The following is an 18,063-nucleotide window of genomic DNA, read 5'->3' as shown; positions in this document are numbered from 1 at the left end:
ACTTATTGGCTATCGATCTTCCCGATGAAGCGGTAGCCTTCACCATGAATGGTGCTGATCAGTTCAGGAGTATTGTTGTCGGTTTCGAAGTGCTTACGAATACGACGAATAGTTACGTCTACTGTTCTATCGTTAGCACGTAGCTCACGACCAGTCATGTGCTTGATCAGTTGCTCACGGCTAAAGATACGACCAGGTGAGTCAAGCATCAGACGCAATGCACGGTATTCGCCTTTCGGCAAACGCTTTGCTTCACCCGTTGGTGAAGTCAGGCAGCGGCTATTTTCATCCAGTTCCCAACCGTTAAACGTAATGACACCATTGCTGTCAATACTTGACTCTTCCGGGCTTGAGCCGGTACGAGAGATCAGGTTGCGCACGCGGATGGTAAGCTCACGTGGATTGAAAGGCTTAGTAACATAGTCGTCGGCACCGATCTCAAGACCCAAAATACGGTCGACATCGTTGTCACGACCTGTTAGGAAAATCAGGCCGATGTTTTTCTTCTGGCGTAACTCACGAGCCAGGATAAGGCCATTTTTACCAGGCAGGTTAATATCCATGATCACACAGTTGACATCATCGTTCGATGTCAATTTTTCATGCATATCATCGCCATCAATGGCTTCAATTACCTTATAACCTTCGGCTTCAAATAAACTAACGAGGTTCAGTCGAGTTACGTCTTCATCCTCAACAATTAGAATGACTGGCGTTTGCATTATTAATTAACCTTTTCGGAATATTGTATTTACAAAAACTTCGGCGTTATATAATAAAACCGAATGTTAACGATTATAGGAGTATATTCAATTGTTAACAAGTAAAATCAGTTAGGATAAAACTTGGAGACGGCAAGCAACCGTGAAAGCACTTTAAAGTTGTGCTGAGTGACTTCTTGCTTGTTTATATAAAGCCTTATCTTACTCCCTTCCTGGACCAAGGACGCAATCCCACCCCCTTCCAAAAATTCGATACTTTCGCCCACAGTTACCATACTTAGGGCCATTGTATCGGTCCAAGCGGACAGTATATCATCTTCCAATGTTTCATCAATGTATGTGATATCACATCGTTGGGAAAGTTCCCGAAGTGACTCAGACTTTTTCACTTCGATTATTTCAATCGGCTTTAAACGTATTTTTAGGGTACGGTTACTATATAAAACAGCACCTGGTCCGCTTGTGATGTCATAAAAACAAAAACGAGTGGTTTTCTTATTTTTTTGCTCTGGAAAATCAATGAACTTTGCCATTTGATATAAAAAGGCTGAACGGATCTCTTCGGGCGATTTTGCGAAACAAAATGTAGGAAAAAACGCAAAAGAGCAAAAAATAAATAGGTACATATATCTCACTGCGAACCTCCTTTCAGAGGTAAGCTGATCACAAATTGCGTACCTGATTTATAATCTTCCTGCAGTGTGATACTGCCACCCAGCGCCTGAGTGACCAAGTTGTATACCAAATGCATGCCCAGACCACTACCACCTTCTCCCCGGCGAGTGGTAACAAATGGATCAAAGATACGCTTTTTGATGGCGTTTGGTACACCGACACCATTGTCACTGTACACAATCGTTAACTGCGATTCTTCGCGGTTCACTTTTATAGCAATTTCGTTATTTTCGTTGCTCATAAAGCCGTGTAACAGTGAATTTGAAAACAGTTGCTCAAACACCTGCTGCAGCAACCCTGATTTGCTTCTAATGGTAAGCTCTTGTGGACAGTCAATGTCAATCTGAGGTGACTTCATTTCCAGCTCTGTGCGCATCGCCCCCATGACTGCACTGAGCAATTTAGTGATGTTGACATCTGAATTGATCTCTATGTCCTGGCTGACCGCCACTTTCTTAAAGCTTGAGATCAGATCTGCGGCACGGTTGAGGTTTCGATAAATCAGATCCAGGTTTTCGATCCCTTCTTTGATAAAGCGCTCCAGCTGTTTTGAGGTCAGCGTTTTTTGCTGGAAGGCGACTTCGATATCACTGAGTTTATCGCGCAACAAGGTTGAGCCTGTTACACCCAGGCCTATGGGTGTATTAACTTCGTGTGCAACGCCTGCAACCATCTGGCCCAGTGAAGCCATTTTCTCATTTTCAACGATTTGATTTTGGTACTGATGCATGCGCTCGAGTGTATTGAGCAACTCCTGGTTTGCCTCTCTGAGCGCTATGGTGCGTTGATTGACCTTTTCTTCCAGGCTCTGGTTAAGCTGTTTGATCTCTTGTTTATCAGCCTGGTGGCGCTCAAGTTGATTTTGCGTGCGGGTAAGCATGATATTGAGGTTATTGGCGAGGATATTAATTTCTTCAATGTCACTTTTTTCCGCCCGGGTGGCGTAGTTGTGATTTTTCGACACGTCCTGCAACAGAACAGAGAGCGTTTCAATCGGGCTGGCAATGCGCTTTTGGATCCCCCGGGCAACAAACATCACCAGCACCAGCACAAACAGAGTTAACGCGATATCGACCAGGATTTTTCTGTTGATGTATTCAGCCAGATGCTCCAGACCACCGCGCAGATAAACATAGCCTTCTATATTACCTTCGTATTCAACGGGCAGGATCAGCTCTATGTAGTCCTCCGATATTTTCGGTGTTCTGAGTTCCTCTATCTGATTGACTTTGAGTGGAACCGGCGGAGTCTTGCTGGCGTTATAGCTGGTAAAGAAGACCGGCCGATTAGTCACATCATCGATCGCATAGATGTGAATGTTCTTGACCAGGTCGACTTTATCGAACGACTTGAGGCGCTTTTCTTCGGTTTTTCTGTCGTCGAAAATCAGCGTTACCTGAGCATTAAATGCAATGATCTCAGCGATCATCTCCAGCTTGTTGATGATCAGCTGCTTTTGTTTTTTAACGTCGAGATAGGTTGAAATTGAGATAGACAAGGACAAAGACAGCGCCGTTACTAGCATGACGGCACTGATCAGCACTTTTCTTATACTTGTTTTTGTTGCGTATTTACCCATTGGGAGACCACAAATCCCGCTTGCATGCTATTCACTCACTTTAGTTTAGCAGTATAGAACACAAAAAAGCTCACATTTTGCGAAACGATTCAGCGCTTTGCTGGCAGACTGTGAATTAAAGGAGGGTCAGAATGTTCTGAGTATGCCAATACAGCCAGCCCAACAGCCAAGTTGAGCTGGCCCGAGCTTAATTCAGTCGGGCCCGGTAAACGGCAAACTTGGTGTTTTTTACTTGGATATCGCAGTGCCCAAAACGCGCTTCAATCAGCGGAGGATACTTCAGGAAACTGTTTGCAACTATATGTAGTTGCGCACCTTTATTCATGTGAGCAGCCGCCCCTTGAATAAATCCTTCGGCAATGTCGTAGTCAGTTTTTATACCAGTATGAAAAGGCGGGTTACTGATAATGGCATCAAAGCGACCCTTTAGCTGTTTCAGCCCATCGCTTAGCACCAGCTCAGCCTTATGGCCGTTCAGGTTTAAGGTTTGCTCACAGGCATATAAAGCCAGAGCATTGACATCCAGGCAGCTGAAGCGAATTTTTGGAGACTGGTTCAATACAAAAGTGGCGATGATTCCGGCACCACAGCCAAAGTCGAGCATGCTGCCGTGGGCGGGCAACTCGAGATTTTCCAGCAGTAATTTGGTCCCGACATCCAGCTTACCATGATTAAATACCCCGGGGACGCTGACAGCCTCAAACTGCTGCCCGGCAACCGCGATGGTGAAGGTTTGCCGGTAGCTGGCAATATCAAAGTGGGCCTCAGGTTGCAGCTGGGCAAACTCATATAAAATACAATGCTTGGCACTGTCTAGTTTATAGTGTGCCTCGCATTTATCTTGCAGTTGCTTTTCTGCCGACTTAACGCCGCCTTTGTTTTCTCCAACCACCAGTAAGCGAGTTTTGTCAGAGCACAGCGCACGAATATTATCGAACATCATCTGCGCTTCGGGCTTAGACTTTGGGTAGTAATAAATGATCAGATCGACATCATTGAGCGCAGGCAGGCTGTGCGAAACATAGCTATTAATACCGGCAATTTTAGTCGCAGCCTGATGAGCGGCAAAATCATAGCTGAAGGCGCTAATGGTTGCCTGCACAGCCAACTGTTTTAGTTCAGATAAAAAGCCATCACGCTGGTGGTTGATCACCAAAATATGCTGGCCTGTCAGCTCTTCTTCGTTGCGCAGCAGCAATAAGCTGGGGTTGGTTAATTTTTGCATCTGAGGTCCACAAAAGACGGGGCAGGGCGCCCCGGTTGCAATGACAGGTTAGGCTGTACGTTCAAACATCAGATCCCATACACCATGACCGAGGCGGTGACCGCGCTGCTCAAATTTAGTCAGAGGGCGGAAATCCGGACGAGGTACATAGTCGCTGCTGTCAGACTGGTTAGCAAAACCAGGCGCTGACTGCATGACTTCCAGCATATGCTCTGCGTAGTTTTCCCAGTCTGTTGCCATATGGAAAACACCCCCGATACGCAACTTAGCGCGGAGCTTTTCAACAAATTCGGCCTGAACGATGCGGCGTTTATGGTGGCGTTTTTTGTGCCATGGATCCGGGAAAAACAGCTGAAGTTTTGCCAGGCTAGCGTCTGGGATACAATCTGCCAGCACTTCAACCGCATCATGCTCAAATACGCGCAGGTTAGTGACGCCCTGTTCGTCGGCTTCCATTAAACAGGCACCAACACCCGGACGGTGTACTTCAATACCAATAAAATTCTGGTCTGGCGTGTTTTTTGCCATTTCAACCAGAGATTTACCCATGCCAAAGCCAATTTCAACCACAACATCATTGTCGTTGCCGAACACCTCAGTAAAGTCCAGGCGACCCTGAGCGTGCTCCAGGCCCATCGTTGCCCAGCATTTCTCAATGGCGGCAGCTTGTCCTTTGGTCAGGCGGCCTTCACGTTTTACAAAGCTGCGTACTTTGCGAATGTACTTGCCTTCCTGCTCGGCTTGTTCCAGAGCGGTTTTACTCGATTCGTTCATGGTCTTCATCTTCGGTGTAAAAAATGGGCGCACATTATCGCTATTCGCAGCGCCAAGTACAAGAGCTTGACCTTTGAAAAAAGCTTCATACACTGGCGCGTGTATTAGCAAGTAAAAGCAGAGTCTCGCAATGACAGTAAATAATGAGCAAGCCCAGTGGTTTGCCAAGCAGGTTGTCGATTGGTATCAGTTACACGGACGTAAAACGCTGCCCTGGCAACTTGAAAAGACCCCTTATAAAGTTTGGGTGTCTGAAGTAATGTTACAGCAAACTCAGGTTGTGACTGTGATCCCGTATTTTGAGCGCTTTATGGCACGTTTCCCGACCATAATTGACCTGGCCGATGCACCCGAAGACGAAGTCTTGCATCACTGGACCGGCCTTGGCTATTACGCACGTGCGCGTAACTTACATAAAACTGCCAAAATTGTGCGCGATGAATATCAGGGCAAATTTCCGCAAACGTTAGAAGCCGTGATGGCGCTGCCTGGGATTGGCCGCTCTACGGCAGGGGCCGTGCTCTCTTTGTCTCTGGGTCAGCCTCACCCAATCCTGGATGGAAATGTAAAACGTGTGCTGGCGCGCTTTTTTATGGTGGAAGGCTGGTACGGCGTTAAAAAGGTCGAAAATGAATTGTGGGCACTTACAGATGCGCTGACACCAAAAGATCGTGTATCTGAATACAACCAGGCGATGATGGATTTAGGGGCGAGTCTGTGCAGTCGCAGTAACTTTGACTGCGAGGCTTGCCCTTTGGTCAGCCGCTGTCAGGCATATCAACAAGGCAGAGTGAAGGAATTTCCAAACTCTAAACCGAAAAAAGTTAAACCCAAAAAAGCCGCTTATCATTTAATCATTCGTGCGGATGATAAAGTACTGATGGAAAAGCGTCCCAGCAGTGGCATTTGGGGTGGCTTGTTTGGTTTCTTTGAGTTTAGTGAGTTGATAGAGCTTGAGACCTTTTTGGCGCAGCAGGGGGTTTCGGGCGCTCGGCAAACGCTGTCGCCATTTGTCCACATATTTACCCACTTTGAATTGACTATCACTCCGGTCGTTGTCGAACTAAGCGCGATCCCCGATTGTGTTCACGATAACCCTTTACTTTGGTACGCACTGGCACAGCCAGCAGAGGTAGGCTTAGCGGCACCAACTAAAAAGTTGGTTAAAGTCTTAAAGGCAATGGGGTAAACTTAATCACAACGAATTTAAAGAGGGTAAAGAGATGGCACGTACCGTATTTTGTCAAAAGTTACAAAAAGAAGCGCCCGGACTTGATTTTCAGCTGTATCCGGGAGAAGTTGGCGAACGCATCTTCAATAATATCAGTAAAGAGGCGTGGCAACAGTGGCAGCATAAGCAGACTATGCTGATCAACGAGAAGCACTTAAATATGATGGATCCTGAGCATCGTCAGCAGCTTGAAGAGCAAATGGTAGGTTTCTTGTTTGAAGGCAAAGATGTTGAGATTGAAGGTTACCGCCCAAAAGAAGGGTGATCACCCCAATTAAAAAAGGCTGCAGTTTGCAGCCTTTTTTAATGTCTGTATACAGCGTTAGTAACTGCGGTCAACCGCCAGCTTAGCCAGTGAGATCAGGGCCGTTTTGTACTCTGACTCGGGTAAGGTGCTAAGTTGCTCAATCGCTTTTTGTGACTCTTGACGGGCACGCTCCATTGTATGTTCCAGCGCTTGCGTCTGCTCAAGAGTTGCCAGGATGTCGGTCAGGTTATCAAGCCCGTTACCATTGGCGATAGCATCACGGATCTGCATGACCTGAGCTTCATTACCGTGGCGCATCGCGTAGATTAGCGGCAGGGTAGGCTTACCTTCGGCTAAATCATCACCAATATTTTTACCCAGTTGCTCCGCGTTGGCACTATAGTCGAGGACGTCATCGACCAACTGAAAGGCTGTGCCCAGGTGCATACCATAGAGTTTGAGGGCTTCTTTTGTTGCATCAGGCTTTTCCAAAACAACAGCTGGCAGCATAGTAGCGGCTTCAAATAGCTTGGCTGTTTTACTATATATTACCTGCATATAGCTTTGCTCTGTGGTGTCCGGGTCATTACAGTTCATCAGCTGTAACACCTCACCTTCAGCAATCACATTGGTTGCGTCGGCCAGGATCTGCATCACTTCCATATTTTCCAGCCCAACCATCAACTGAAAAGAGCGGGTATATATAAAGTCGCCAACCAAAACACTGGCGGCGTTACCAAACTCGGCATTAGCCGTAGGCTCACCACGACGTAAAGCTGATTCATCGACCACATCGTCATGCAACAAGGTGGCGGTGTGGATAAATTCGATGATAGTCGCCAGTGTAATGTGCTTATCGCCTTGGTAGCCCAGTGCTTTGGCAACCAAAAGTGCCAGCATAGGACGGATCCGTTTGCCGCCACTATTGACTATATATAAGCCAAGTTGATTAACCAGTGCGACGTCAGACTGCATTTGGTCGCTGATAAGTTGATTAACGGCAAGCATGTCTTGCTCAATCAATCTCTGGATCGCTTTGATATCCATAACGCTCCGAGCTAAAGCCTCATTCAGGGATGTTCGAGTCGCCAGTGTACATTAAAAATCACCACGACTCGATAACTTGCCGTGAGAGAGGTTAAAAAATCAGTGCTTTTGTTTGTTTTTTGTTCTTTAGGTCTGTTTGTGATCACAATTCCTGTGCGTAAAAAGCAAAAAAGAGCTTGGCTTATCACACCTTTTCGTTAGAATAAATGAAAATATTATTACGCCCTCAAGTTAGCTATTTTTTATTCATTTATTTGCGATCTAGGGCTTGCGCGAAGTAGCACATTAGCGTAAACTTCGCGCCCTATTGAAGAATATTAAGTTGCGTCGATTTGAGGGCGCACAGACGGAGTTAATTATGTACGCGGTTTTCCAAAGTGGTGGTAAACAGCACCGTGTGACTGAAGGTCAAACAATTCGTCTAGAGAAACTAGACGTTGAGACTGGTGCATCAATTGAATTTGATTCAGTACTTCTTGTAGCTGATGGTGAAAAAATCGAGATCGGTGCGCCGTTCGTAAACGGTGGTAAGATTACAGCTGAGGTTGTATCTCACGGTCGTGGCGAGAAAATTAAGATCGTTAAATTTAGACGTCGTAAGCATTCTCGCAAGCAGATGGGCCACCGTCAGTGGTTCACTGAAGTTAAAATCACTGGCATTAGCGCTTAATTTTTAGAGGTACAGAAAGATGGCACATAAGAAGGCAGCTGGTAGTACTCGTAACGGTCGCGATTCAGAAAGTAAACGCTTAGGTGTTAAGCGTTTCGGTGGCGAATCAGTACTTGCGGGTAACATCATTGTTCGTCAACGTGGTACTAAGTTCCACGCTGGTACTAACGCAGGTATCGGTAAAGACCACACAATCTTCGCAAAAGCAGACGGTAAAGTTGTTTTTGAGCAGAAAGGTCCTTTAAACCGTAAATACGTTAGCATCATTGCTGAGTAATCGGTAAAAAGAATACTGAAAAACCCCGCTTAGGCGGGGTTTTTTGTTTTTATAGAGCAGAGTCTGAATTTTGCTCTAACCTTATTCCTGTCAAATACGCGCCACAGACCGGTAGTTAGGCATTTGACCATGCTGATCAAGCCGCTATGAACTTGCTATAATAGCAGGTGCTGAACAACCAGTAAGAGAGTAACCATGAAGTTTGTCGATGAAGTAGAGATCCGCGCGGAAGCCGGAGACGGTGGAAGCGGTGTCGTTTCATTTCGCCGCGAAAAGTTTGTACCCGACGGTGGCCCGGATGGGGGCGACGGCGGAGACGGAGGTAGCGTCTATCTTGAAGCAGACGAAAACCTCAATACCCTGATTGACTACCAGTTTGAGCGTTTCCATCGTGCCGAGCGTGGCACTAATGGTCATGGCCGTAACATGACAGGTAAAAAAGGGACCGATCTGATCCTGAAAGTGCCGGAAGGGACACGCGTGACCGATGTCGATACGCAGGAGTGTCTGGGCGACTTGACTAAACATGGACAAAAACTACTGGTCGCTAAAGGCGGTTATCATGGCTTAGGTAATACGCGATTTAAATCGAGTACAAACCGCGCACCAAGACAGAAAACGCTGGGTACGCCTGGCGAAGTGCGAAACTTGAAGCTGGAGCTGATGTTGCTGGCCGATGTAGGTTTGCTAGGCTTGCCAAATGCAGGTAAATCAACCTTTATTCGCAGTGTATCGGCTGCCAAGCCCAAAGTGGCTGATTATCCATTCACGACTTTGGTGCCAAATTTGGGTGTAGTACGCCCTGAAGCGAACAAGTCGTTCGTGATTGCTGACATTCCAGGTTTGATTGAAGGCGCATCAGATGGTGCAGGTCTGGGGATCCGCTTCCTGAAGCACCTGGAACGTTGCCGTGTGTTGCTACACGTTGTCGATGTCATGCCTGTCGATGGAACAGACCCTGTTGATAATGCGTTCGCAATCATCAATGAGCTGCATCAGTACAGCCCTAAACTTGCCAACAAGCCACGTTGGTTGGTGCTGAACAAAATTGACTTGCTTGCAGAAGATGAGCTGGAAGAAGTATGTCAGCGCATTGCTGAAGAGCTGGATGCAGAGCATGTATATCGGATCTCTGCTGCGAATAAGTTCAATACTCAGCAGTTGTGCTACGACATTCAGGGGCTGCTGGATAGCATGCCACGCGATAAGTTCGAAGAGCAAGAACAGGAAGAAGTCGAGTTTAAGTGGGATACATACCACCGTCAGGCTACCCAGGATAACGATGATGACTGGGATGACTGGGATGACTGGGATGAAGATGACTACGACGTAGAAGTCGTTTACGAACGATAAGCGCAATCCGCATTAGAACTCACTGAAGCGGATTGGCATAAAAAGGGCCTTGGGCCCTTTTTTAGTATAAAAGTATGAGTGGAGTATGTTGTGATAATATCAATGATTGCTGCAATGGCAAATGGACGTATCATTGGCGATGATAACGCCATGCCCTGGCATTTACCGGCCGACTTGAAACATTTTAAAGCAGTTACCTTGAATAAACCTGTGATTATGGGGCGTAAAACATTTGAATCGATAGGTCGCCCGCTCCCCGGCAGGCGCAATATTGTGATCAGCCGCAACCCAGATTACAGCGCCGAGGGTATTGAAGTAGTTTCATCTCCACACGAGGCTTTGGTTTTGGTGGACGGATGTGAAGAAGTTATGATCATTGGAGGTGGAAATATTTATGAACAGTTTCTACCTTTAAGTAACAGGCTCTATTTAACATACATAGACTTGGATGTTTCAGGCGACACGCGCTTTCCGGACCATACTCAGGTGGGAGAATGGCACCAGGTTGCGTGCGAAGCTTTTGAAGCAGATGAGAAAAATTTGTATAGTTATAAGTTCGTAACTCTAAATAAAGGAATATAACTTTGTTGCTAACAATTGTATTGGTTGATACAATATTGAGCGTTTGTTCTTACGAAAAAAGTACTAGGTGATTGGTGATGAAAGTAATTCCTTTAGTTATTGGTGTGAGTCTTGGCGTTTCTGCGTTAACAGTAAGTTTTGCGAGCAAAGCGAACGATCAGTTAGCAGTGTCTTTGTGTGAGTACATTGCGGCTGACGATAAAAGACGTATCCGTAGTACACTAAAGAGCTCTCGGGTTAAAATCCGTAACGTATACGACTCAGTGCAATGTAATGGCAACAACATGCTGCGTCATGCCATCGCGAGTAATGCGGTAGATGCAGGTGAATTTATCGTCAAAAGTTTGCCTAAAAGTGCACTAGCAGACGGTGCTGATATTGCTTGGGCCGAGAGCAACGGTCACGGTGGTTCTGCTTTGATTGCAGCTATCAAGAAACGTGCTGGCCTTTAAGAGCGCATACAGACCTTAGCATCTGACAGCAATAAAATATTTCCAGAAATGCCCGACACCTTGTGTGTGCGGGCATTTTTTATTTATGTCTTTGTACGAAAGGCATGTTACTTAACTTGCACTGGCAGCTTATTCTATTAAAATAGTCTGCCACGTGAATATTCATATGGTGAGAAAATATTCCACCATCTCAATGTAATAATGGATGAACTATGAAAGCTGTAATACCCGTCGCTGGACTTGGTACGCGCATGTTACCTATGACAAAGGCTATTCCCAAGGAGATGCTGCCTTTGGTCGATAAACCTCTTATTCAGTATATAGTGAAAGAGTGTGCAGCTGCGGGCATTTCCGAAATCGTCTTAGTCACTCATTCGTCAAAAAATGCCATTGAAAACCACTTTGACACCAGTTTTGAGCTGGAAGCAACGCTGGAAATGCGCGTTAAGCGCACACTGCTTGAAGAAGTTCGCTCAATCTGTCCGGATGGCGTTACTATCATGCATGTAAGACAGGGTGAAGCGAAGGGGTTAGGCCACGCTGTTATGTGTGCTAAGCCCATAGTTGGTGATGATGACTTTGTGGTGGTTTTACCTGACGTGATCCTGGACGAGTATACGGCGGATCAGAGCAAGGAAAACCTGGCAGCTATGGTTCATCGATTTTCTGAGACTAAGCTTAGTCAGATCATGCTGGAACCCGTGCCACAGGAAGACGTCAATAAGTACGGTATTGCAGATATCCAGGGAGTAGAACTCAAGCCTGGTGAAAGTGCGCCAATCAAGCATATGGTTGAAAAGCCTCCGGTTGACCAGGCACCTTCCAACCTGGCAGTGGTGGGTCGTTATGTCTTGTCACGTAATATTTGGCCACTCCTGGAGCGCACACCGCTTGGAGCCGGTGGTGAGATCCAACTGACCGACGCAATTGATATGCTGATGGAGAGTGAAACTGTTGAAGCATTCCACATGAGTGGCCGAGCGCATGACTGCGGCGATAAGCTGGGTTATCTGAAGGCCATCGTTGAGTATGCGATGCGCGACGAGAAGCTTGGCAATGAGTTTAGTGAGTTTGTGAAGTCACTGTAGTGATGCTCACCATCTAGGTATAAACAGCCCGGCATGATGTCGGGCTTTTTTATGGCCATGATTTTTACAGCAACAGATCCGTGGGCAAATTACTAATATGGGCAAAGGTTATGCCTAGTGTCCATGACGCTCCGTAAAGCGCTGCCAGTGGATGTTGGGGTTAATGACCCTGACCTGAGTGAGGATCTGTTTGAGCTGGTGTGACTGGGGCTGAGTGAGAACCTGGCCATCATTCTTTAGCCCTAGCAAATATAGCATGGCGGCCTTGTTGCCTTGCTGGATAGCCGAGATATGGATCTGCTGTTCAAAGTTCAGCCTCAGGCTGCTGATAGCAGTTTTCATGCCTTGCTGGTCGACATTGGGCAGACCACACTTTTGTAAGTAACCCAGTCGTTCACCTTCTCCGGAAAACCAGATCCTGACTTTTTCACTGAAACGGCCTGATTTAGCGGGTAAATCAAACATCAGCCGGCTGTGGCCTTGTTGTTCTACAAAGTGCAGATAGTCCTGTAATCCAGCGTGCCATAGTGCAGGGTGAATGGGCACAAAGCGGGCCTGTAACTTACCATGAGTATGGAAGGTAAAACCGTGAACCTGCTCTTGTTTGCTGATATCTGAAAGCGTTAAATTGCCAATCTCGTCACTGTAGGCACCGGTGTAATATGCCAGCACGGGCAACCAAAAATGCCAGTGCTTCGGCTGTTCACGCTTTTGTTTTTCATCACCATAAATGTAGCCGTTAAACAGGGTGTACAGCTCCATATTGGAAAATGCGCGTCGGCCTAAATGAGATTTCATAAGATAGCGCTATACCTTGTGCCTAAATAGTTCACACAATTCAAAGGATTACTAAGAATGAGTAAAGATAAGTTTATCGGCTTTTAGCAATAAGCAAAAGCCTAATATCAATGTAGTAGCCAGATACTACCTACTTAGCTGCGACTACGCGTATGATCGGCCAGGTAGGTTAAGCAGGTGATCCGCAACAAAGAGGCAAGGTTTTTTACTTCGCCCTGACGTTCAAGTACTTCCTGATACAGAGTTGAGACAAATTCAGCTACGCTGAGCTGCTCTGCGGTTGCTATCTCCTGTAGCAGGTCCCAGATCTGGCGCTCCAGTGCCAGGCTGGTTACGGCCCCCTGGATACGCATCGAGCGGCGTATCACCTCATAGCTGGCTGGATTGGCCGAGGCATATAATTCACACATAAGAGGACTCCTTGATGGCAAAACTCATTCACAGCATGGTTAGGGTAATGGACTTGCAAAAATCCCTGACATTTTATCACGATGTATTAGCGTTGGGCGAGCGCAGGCGTATTGAGTTTGATGATTTTAGCCTGGTCTACCTGGGTAACCAGGAGGCTGACTTTGAACTGGAATTGACCTGGAACCATGGCACTGAGCAGCCCTATGAGCTAGGTAACGGCTATGGTCATATTGCTGTGGTGGTAGATGAGTTAGCGCCAGTGCATGCAAAGGCACTGGCACTGGGTTATCAGCCCAAAGAAATTAAGTCGTTTTACAACGGCGATACGCTGGTAGCACGCTTTTTCTTTATTGCCGATCCCGACGGCTATCAGATTGAAGTCATTGAACGCTCAGAGATGTTTAAATAAGCCATGGCTAATCCGTGACTAAGCCATGGCAAATTCACTGCGGTTGGGCAGCCAGCGCTGGATCAGCGGCTCAACTGCCTGAGGATGCTGTTGCAGCAGAGTGAAGGCAAGACTGCGCACCTGAGGCAGTAGTACTTTGTCGCGGCTCAGATCGGCAATCTTCAGCTCGGCCAGGCCGGTCTGGCGAGTGCCCAGTACTTCACCTGGGCCACGGATCTCCAGATCCCGTTCGGCAATAACAAAGCCATCATTACTGTCGCGCAGCACGCCCAGCCGTTTTTGTGCCGTTGCTGACAAAGGCGCATGATAAAGCAGCAGGCAATGCGACGCGATGTCGCCACGGCCAACCCGGCCACGCAACTGGTGTAGCTGTGCCAGGCCCAGGCGTTCCGGGTTTTCTATAATGATCAGGCTGGCATTGGGCACATCGACGCCTACCTCTATGACAGTCGTTGCAACCAGTACATGACTTTGCGCCTGCTTAAAGTCCTGCATGATCTGCTGTTTTTCCTGCGCTTTCATACGGCCATGAACTAGGGCTATATTCAGCTCCGGCAGGGCTTTGGTGAGCTGCTCTGCGGTGTCTTCGGCTGCCTGACATTGCAAGGCTTCTGATTCATCAACCAAAGTACAGACCCAGTACACCTGTCGCTGTTGCTCAATACAGGCGCGTCGTACTCGCTCAATCACTTCTTCGCGGCGGGTATCCGGAACTGCAACGGTTGTGATAGGAGTGCGCCCTGGTGGCAGCTCATCGATCACCGAGGTTTCCAGATCGGCATAGGCAGTCATGGCCAGTGTCCGTGGGATTGGCGTGGCCGTCATAACCAGCTGATGCGGATAGCAGTCGTTAAACTTGCCCTTTTCACGCAAGGACAGGCGCTGATGAACGCCAAAGCGGTGTTGTTCATCAATGATGATCAGGGCCAGATTGCTAAACTGCACCTGCTCCTGAAACAGCGCATGGGTCCCCACGACCATTTGCGCCTGACCTGAGCTGATGCGCTCCAGTACTCGCTCGCGCTCTTTCCCTTTGGTTTTTCCTGCCAGCCAGACCACTTCAATACCCAGTGTCGCAAACCAGTTCTGGAAATTAATGTTGTGCTGCTCGGATAAAATTTCCGTTGGTGCCATCAATGCCACCTGGTAGCCCTTGGCAATGGCGGTCAGCGCACTGAGTGCTGCGACCAGGGTTTTACCTGAGCCAACATCACCCTGTACCAGACGCATCATAGGGTAGGGCTGTTGTAAGTCGCCTTTGATCTCGGCTACCACCCGGCTTTGGGCCGCGGTAGGCTTAAAGGGCAGCTGAGCCAGAAATTCGGTTTCTAACAGATTATTGGGCGGCAGTGATACCGCCTTGACGGCCTGGCCTTGCTGCCTGAGTTGCAGCAGGCTAAGGTTTTGTGCCAGTAATTCTTCAAACGCCAGGCGTTGTTGTGCCGGGTGTTGTCCCAACTCCAGCTGGTCCAGTGCTACGTTCTGAGGTGGCTGGTGGAGCGTCAGCAGGGCCTCTTTTAAGCTCAGCTGATTGGGGCGGAACTGCTGCGGCAAATGATCGTCAATGTCGTATTTGTGCAGCAAAGCAACGGCCTGCTCGGCAATGGCACGAATGCTCAGTTGTTTAAGCCCTTCCGTGGTCGGGTAAACCGGCGTGAGGGTATCGGCACCTTGCGATGTATCACTCAGTTCATCGCGAATACTGTATTCTGGGTGGGCCATTTCCAGGCCGACCCGGCCACGGCGCACTTCACCAAAACAGCGCATGATTTTACCGCTTTGCATGGCGTTTTTTTGCGCTGCACTGAAGTTGAAAAAGCGCAGGGTAATACGGCCGGTGCCATCGTTTATCTGGCACACCAGCATACGGCGTTTGCCGAAGGTGATATTAGCCTGCTCAATTTCGCCCTCCACACTTACATGAAGGTGTGGCATCAGCTCGGCGATACGATAAGTTCTGGCTCTGTCTTCATAGCGCAATGGCAGGTGAAACAACATGTCCTGCACACTGCGGATTCCCAATTTGGCCAGCCGCTCTGCGGCCTTAGGGCCGACTCCCTTGAGGTCGGTGATGGCGTACTGGGCTAAATTGGGGTGCGACATAATTATCCTTTTTGACTGAACTTCAGTGTGTTCCAGAAAGCCTCGTCGGCAACGATCTCCCCAACTTCATCCAGTGCCGGGTAGGGCAGGCCTTTTTCTACGCAGCGATTGGCAATGATTGGGTGACAGCCTTCAAACAATAACTTATGTTTGATTGCCGGGTCGAGCATATCGTTGCGCTGATACAGCCCTGCCTCTTCACGCTGGCGCTGTGCTTCATATAAGATCAAGGCCGCAGCCACCGAGACATTTAATGACTGTACCATACCAGCCATTGGGATCACGATATGCTGATCGGCATGTTCCAGTGCCCGGTCTGAGATCCCTAAACGTTCCTGTCCAACAATGACGGCGGTTGGCTTAGTATAATCAATCTCGCGAAAATCTACGGCGGTATCACTGAGGTTAGTCGCTAGCAGTTGAATACCCGGGTTTTGCGCACGGATTGCGGCAACGGCCTGATCTATGTCGTCGTGCATATGGGTTTCTACCCAGTTTTTGCTGCCACCTGAGGTGTTATTGGTCAGGCGTCTTTGTTCCTGCGGCCATACCGCATGCACATGATGGCAGCCGACCGCATCGGCTGTACGCACTATGGCCGACAGATTATGGTGTTTGTGGACTTCGTCCAGGCACACGGTTAAATCAGTCTGGCGTTGATCCAAAATGCGCTTCACGCGCTGAAAACGGTTTTCTTCCATCAATTACAGCTCTTAACTACAAAATTGCCGCGATTATAACAAAAAGCGCCTCCCTAAGGCATTACTTCACGCATGATTGGTGCCTGCAAGGAGATTAGGGTCTCGGTTGACTGAATTGCTTCTATGGTTTGGATCTTGTTGATCAGCACATCCTGAAGGTGATCGATAGAGCGCGCCATCACTTTGATAAAAATGCTGTAATTGCCTGTGGTGTAATAAGCTTCAACGACTTCTTCAAACCCTTCCAGTTGTTCAATAGTAGCGGGGTAATCCCGCGCATGTTTGAGGTTTACGCCGATAAAACAGCAGACATCATAGCCTAGCTGTTTGGCATCTATGCTGACCCGGGTGCCGACGATAATACCGGCTTGTTTCATCTTCTCGACCCGCACATGAATGGTCCCTGCACTGACGGCAAAGCGTTTGGCCAGTTCAGCATAGGGAGTTCTGGCATTGTCCATTAAGGCATGAAGGATAGAACGGTCGAGATTATCGATTTGATAATTTTCCATGGATATTTTGCACGCTAATTATTGATTCAATAATTATTAAAGCGAATTTTTAACGAAAAAAATAGTGTAAAGGTGTTTTTGTTATGGAGTATTGAATCTTTGCTCGTTTTTGTTGAGGATAGATTTAACGCAGCAAGCCTGCACCGTTATTCAACACCATTGGGAATGAGGAAACCGATATGTTGCAACAGTATCTGCAAACACAACAGCAAATAGCCCGTGCAAAAGCACTTTTTTCACAACAACTGACTGACAAGCTAGGTCTGATTGAAGTCCAGGCACCTATCCTGGCAAAAGTAGGAGACGGGATCCAGGATAACCTCAGCGGCACCGAAAAAGCCGTTAAGGTGAAGGTGAAAACGTTGAGTGACAGCGACTTTGAGGTCGTGCATTCACTGGCAAAGTGGAAGCGTAAAACACTTGGCGATTATGGCTTTGGCGCAGGGCAGGGGCTCTATACGCATATGAAAGCGTTACGCCCGGACGAAGACAAGCTGTCGCCCATCCACTCTGTGTACGTTGATCAGTGGGACTGGGAGCAGGTGATCTGTGCGCAGTCAGAGCGCTCTTTGGATAAACTCAAAGAAACGGTTCAAACTCTGTACGGCGCTATTCGTGAAACCGAGCAGCAACTGGCCTCTGAGTACGGGTTGACTCCGTTTTTGCCGCAGCACATCACCTTTGTACACAGTGAAGAGCTGCGTCGCATGTATCCGGATTTTACGCCCAAACAAAGAGAAAAAGCGATTGCTCAGGAGTATGGTGCGGTATTTCTGATTGGGATTGGCGGCGAGCTGGGTGATGGCAAAATCCATGACGTCAGAGCGCCGGACTACGATGACTGGTCGACGCCCACATGCGATCAGTACCAGGGCCTCAACGGTGATATTCTGGTCTGGAACCCGGTTCTTGAAGATGCGTTTGAAATTTCGTCCATGGGGATCCGGGTGTGTCCGGACAGTCTGCAGCGTCAGCTGAGCCTGACTCAGGATGAGCAAAGACTGGAGCAGGACTGGCATCAGAGCCTGCTGGCGGGAGCGTTGCCACAAACCATTGGCGGCGGCATTGGCCAGTCTCGTCTGGTGATGCTGTTACTGCAAAAACAACATATTGGTCAGGTCCAGGTTGGTGTGTGGCCTGAGCACATTAAAACTGAAGTTTCTGGGTTACTTTAGACGCGATGGCGACACACGGTAAGGGAGCCCGG

General features: G+C 47.9%; 21 protein-coding genes. 10 read left to right on the top strand and 11 right to left on the bottom strand.

What is annotated here, in order from left to right; genetic code table 11:
* Window positions 1–2: 2 nt before the first annotated feature.
* The 5 genes from arcA to trmB form a co-directional block, all read right to left on the bottom strand.
* The gene (gene arcA, locus TW77_RS17395) at window positions 3–722 is read right to left on the bottom strand and encodes a two-component system response regulator ArcA (protein WP_046006242.1); all 720 of its coding nucleotides are present in this window, start codon (window positions 720–722) and stop codon (window positions 3–5) included.
* Between the two features lie 107 nt (window positions 723–829).
* Complete coding sequence (locus TW77_RS17390) at window positions 830–1,348, bottom strand: YfiR family protein (protein ID WP_046006277.1); 519 nt, start codon at window positions 1,346–1,348, stop codon at window positions 830–832.
* Between the two features lie 5 nt (window positions 1,349–1,353).
* Window positions 1,354–2,976, bottom strand: a complete 1,623-nt coding sequence (locus TW77_RS17385; protein ID WP_046006241.1) for an ATP-binding protein — start codon at window positions 2,974–2,976, stop codon at window positions 1,354–1,356.
* A 187-nt stretch (window positions 2,977–3,163) separates the two neighbouring features.
* Window positions 3,164–4,201, bottom strand: a complete 1,038-nt coding sequence (locus tag TW77_RS17380; protein ID WP_046006240.1) for a methyltransferase — start codon at window positions 4,199–4,201, stop codon at window positions 3,164–3,166.
* A gap of 48 nt (window positions 4,202–4,249) precedes the next feature.
* Entirely contained in the window at window positions 4,250–4,975 is a 726-nt protein-coding gene (gene trmB / locus TW77_RS17375) for a tRNA (guanosine(46)-N7)-methyltransferase TrmB (RefSeq protein WP_046006239.1), read from the bottom strand.
* A gap of 130 nt (window positions 4,976–5,105) precedes the next feature.
* Between trmB and mutY the strand changes: the two genes are divergently transcribed.
* Window positions 5,106–6,164, top strand: a complete 1,059-nt coding sequence (gene mutY, locus TW77_RS17370; protein ID WP_046006238.1) for an A/G-specific adenine glycosylase — start codon at window positions 5,106–5,108, stop codon at window positions 6,162–6,164.
* 34 nt (window positions 6,165–6,198) lie between these two features.
* Window positions 6,199–6,471 carry an oxidative damage protection protein gene (locus tag TW77_RS17365; protein WP_046006237.1) on the top strand — a complete coding sequence of 91 codons (273 nt, stop codon included), beginning with the start codon at window positions 6,199–6,201 and terminating at the stop codon, window positions 6,469–6,471.
* Window positions 6,472–6,528: 57 nt separating this feature from the next.
* Here the strand turns inward: TW77_RS17365 and ispB are convergent, their stop codons facing one another.
* Window positions 6,529–7,500: an octaprenyl diphosphate synthase gene (gene ispB, locus TW77_RS17360; RefSeq protein WP_046006236.1), complete on the bottom strand. Its 972-nt coding sequence runs from the start codon at window positions 7,498–7,500 to the stop codon at window positions 6,529–6,531.
* A gap of 358 nt (window positions 7,501–7,858) precedes the next feature.
* On the opposite strand from ispB, the gene rplU reads away from it, so the two are divergent.
* The 6 genes from rplU to galU all read left to right on the top strand — a co-directional run bounded on the left by rplU (window position 7,859) and on the right by galU (window position 11,922).
* Window positions 7,859–8,170 (top strand): 50S ribosomal protein L21, encoded by a 312-nt coding sequence (gene rplU, locus TW77_RS17355; protein WP_010383520.1) that lies wholly within the window; start codon window positions 7,859–7,861, stop codon window positions 8,168–8,170.
* Between the two features lie 19 nt (window positions 8,171–8,189).
* On the top strand, window positions 8,190–8,447 hold the full coding sequence (rpmA, locus tag TW77_RS17350; RefSeq protein ID WP_010383519.1) for a 50S ribosomal protein L27: 258 nt from the start codon (window positions 8,190–8,192) through the stop codon (window positions 8,445–8,447).
* A 195-nt stretch (window positions 8,448–8,642) separates the two neighbouring features.
* Window positions 8,643–9,800: an Obg family GTPase CgtA gene (gene cgtA / locus TW77_RS17345; protein ID WP_046006235.1), complete on the top strand. Its 1,158-nt coding sequence runs from the start codon at window positions 8,643–8,645 to the stop codon at window positions 9,798–9,800.
* 90 nt (window positions 9,801–9,890) lie between these two features.
* Window positions 9,891–10,382 (top strand): type 3 dihydrofolate reductase, encoded by a 492-nt coding sequence (gene folA, locus TW77_RS17340; protein ID WP_071211953.1) that lies wholly within the window; start codon window positions 9,891–9,893, stop codon window positions 10,380–10,382.
* 77 nt (window positions 10,383–10,459) lie between these two features.
* Window positions 10,460–10,834, top strand: coding sequence for a DUF3718 domain-containing protein (locus TW77_RS17335; protein WP_046006233.1), 375 nt, complete (start codon window positions 10,460–10,462; stop codon window positions 10,832–10,834).
* A 212-nt stretch (window positions 10,835–11,046) separates the two neighbouring features.
* The gene (galU, locus tag TW77_RS17330) at window positions 11,047–11,922 is read left to right on the top strand and encodes a UTP--glucose-1-phosphate uridylyltransferase GalU (RefSeq protein ID WP_046006232.1); all 876 of its coding nucleotides are present in this window, start codon (window positions 11,047–11,049) and stop codon (window positions 11,920–11,922) included.
* A gap of 114 nt (window positions 11,923–12,036) precedes the next feature.
* Here galU and TW77_RS17325 read toward each other — a convergent pair whose 3' ends face one another.
* Window positions 12,037–12,720, bottom strand: coding sequence for a hypothetical protein (locus TW77_RS17325; protein ID WP_205623884.1), 684 nt, complete (start codon window positions 12,718–12,720; stop codon window positions 12,037–12,039).
* Between the two features lie 134 nt (window positions 12,721–12,854).
* Window positions 12,855–13,130, bottom strand: a complete 276-nt coding sequence (locus TW77_RS17320; protein WP_046006231.1) for a ribbon-helix-helix domain-containing protein — start codon at window positions 13,128–13,130, stop codon at window positions 12,855–12,857.
* Window positions 13,131–13,144: 14 nt separating this feature from the next.
* Between TW77_RS17320 and TW77_RS17315 the strand changes: the two genes are divergently transcribed.
* Window positions 13,145–13,540 carry a VOC family protein gene (locus tag TW77_RS17315; protein ID WP_046006230.1) on the top strand — a complete coding sequence of 132 codons (396 nt, stop codon included), beginning with the start codon at window positions 13,145–13,147 and terminating at the stop codon, window positions 13,538–13,540.
* Between the two features lie 18 nt (window positions 13,541–13,558).
* Here the strand turns inward: TW77_RS17315 and recG are convergent, their stop codons facing one another.
* From recG to asnC, 3 genes are read right to left on the bottom strand one after another with little or no spacing between them, the layout of a single operon-like run.
* The gene (recG, locus tag TW77_RS17310) at window positions 13,559–15,643 is read right to left on the bottom strand and encodes an ATP-dependent DNA helicase RecG (protein WP_046006229.1); all 2,085 of its coding nucleotides are present in this window, start codon (window positions 15,641–15,643) and stop codon (window positions 13,559–13,561) included.
* Between the two features lie 2 nt (window positions 15,644–15,645).
* A complete protein-coding gene (gene trmH, locus TW77_RS17305) occupies window positions 15,646–16,344 on the bottom strand; it encodes a tRNA (guanosine(18)-2'-O)-methyltransferase TrmH (protein ID WP_046006228.1) in 699 nt (232 codons plus the stop codon).
* 53 nt (window positions 16,345–16,397) lie between these two features.
* Window positions 16,398–16,856 (bottom strand): transcriptional regulator AsnC, encoded by a 459-nt coding sequence (gene asnC, locus TW77_RS17300; protein WP_010383506.1) that lies wholly within the window; start codon window positions 16,854–16,856, stop codon window positions 16,398–16,400.
* 179 nt (window positions 16,857–17,035) lie between these two features.
* On the opposite strand from asnC, the gene asnA reads away from it, so the two are divergent.
* On the top strand, window positions 17,036–18,031 hold the full coding sequence (gene asnA / locus TW77_RS17295; RefSeq protein ID WP_046006227.1) for an aspartate--ammonia ligase: 996 nt from the start codon (window positions 17,036–17,038) through the stop codon (window positions 18,029–18,031).
* The last annotated feature ends 32 nt before the right edge of the window (window positions 18,032–18,063 follow it).

It is taken from the genome of Pseudoalteromonas rubra, assembly GCF_000967655.1.
GTDB lineage: Bacteria > Pseudomonadota > Gammaproteobacteria > Enterobacterales > Alteromonadaceae > Pseudoalteromonas > Pseudoalteromonas rubra_A.
The sequence above is the reverse complement of the archived record's forward strand: the minus strand, read 5'-3'. Positions and strand labels throughout refer to the sequence as shown.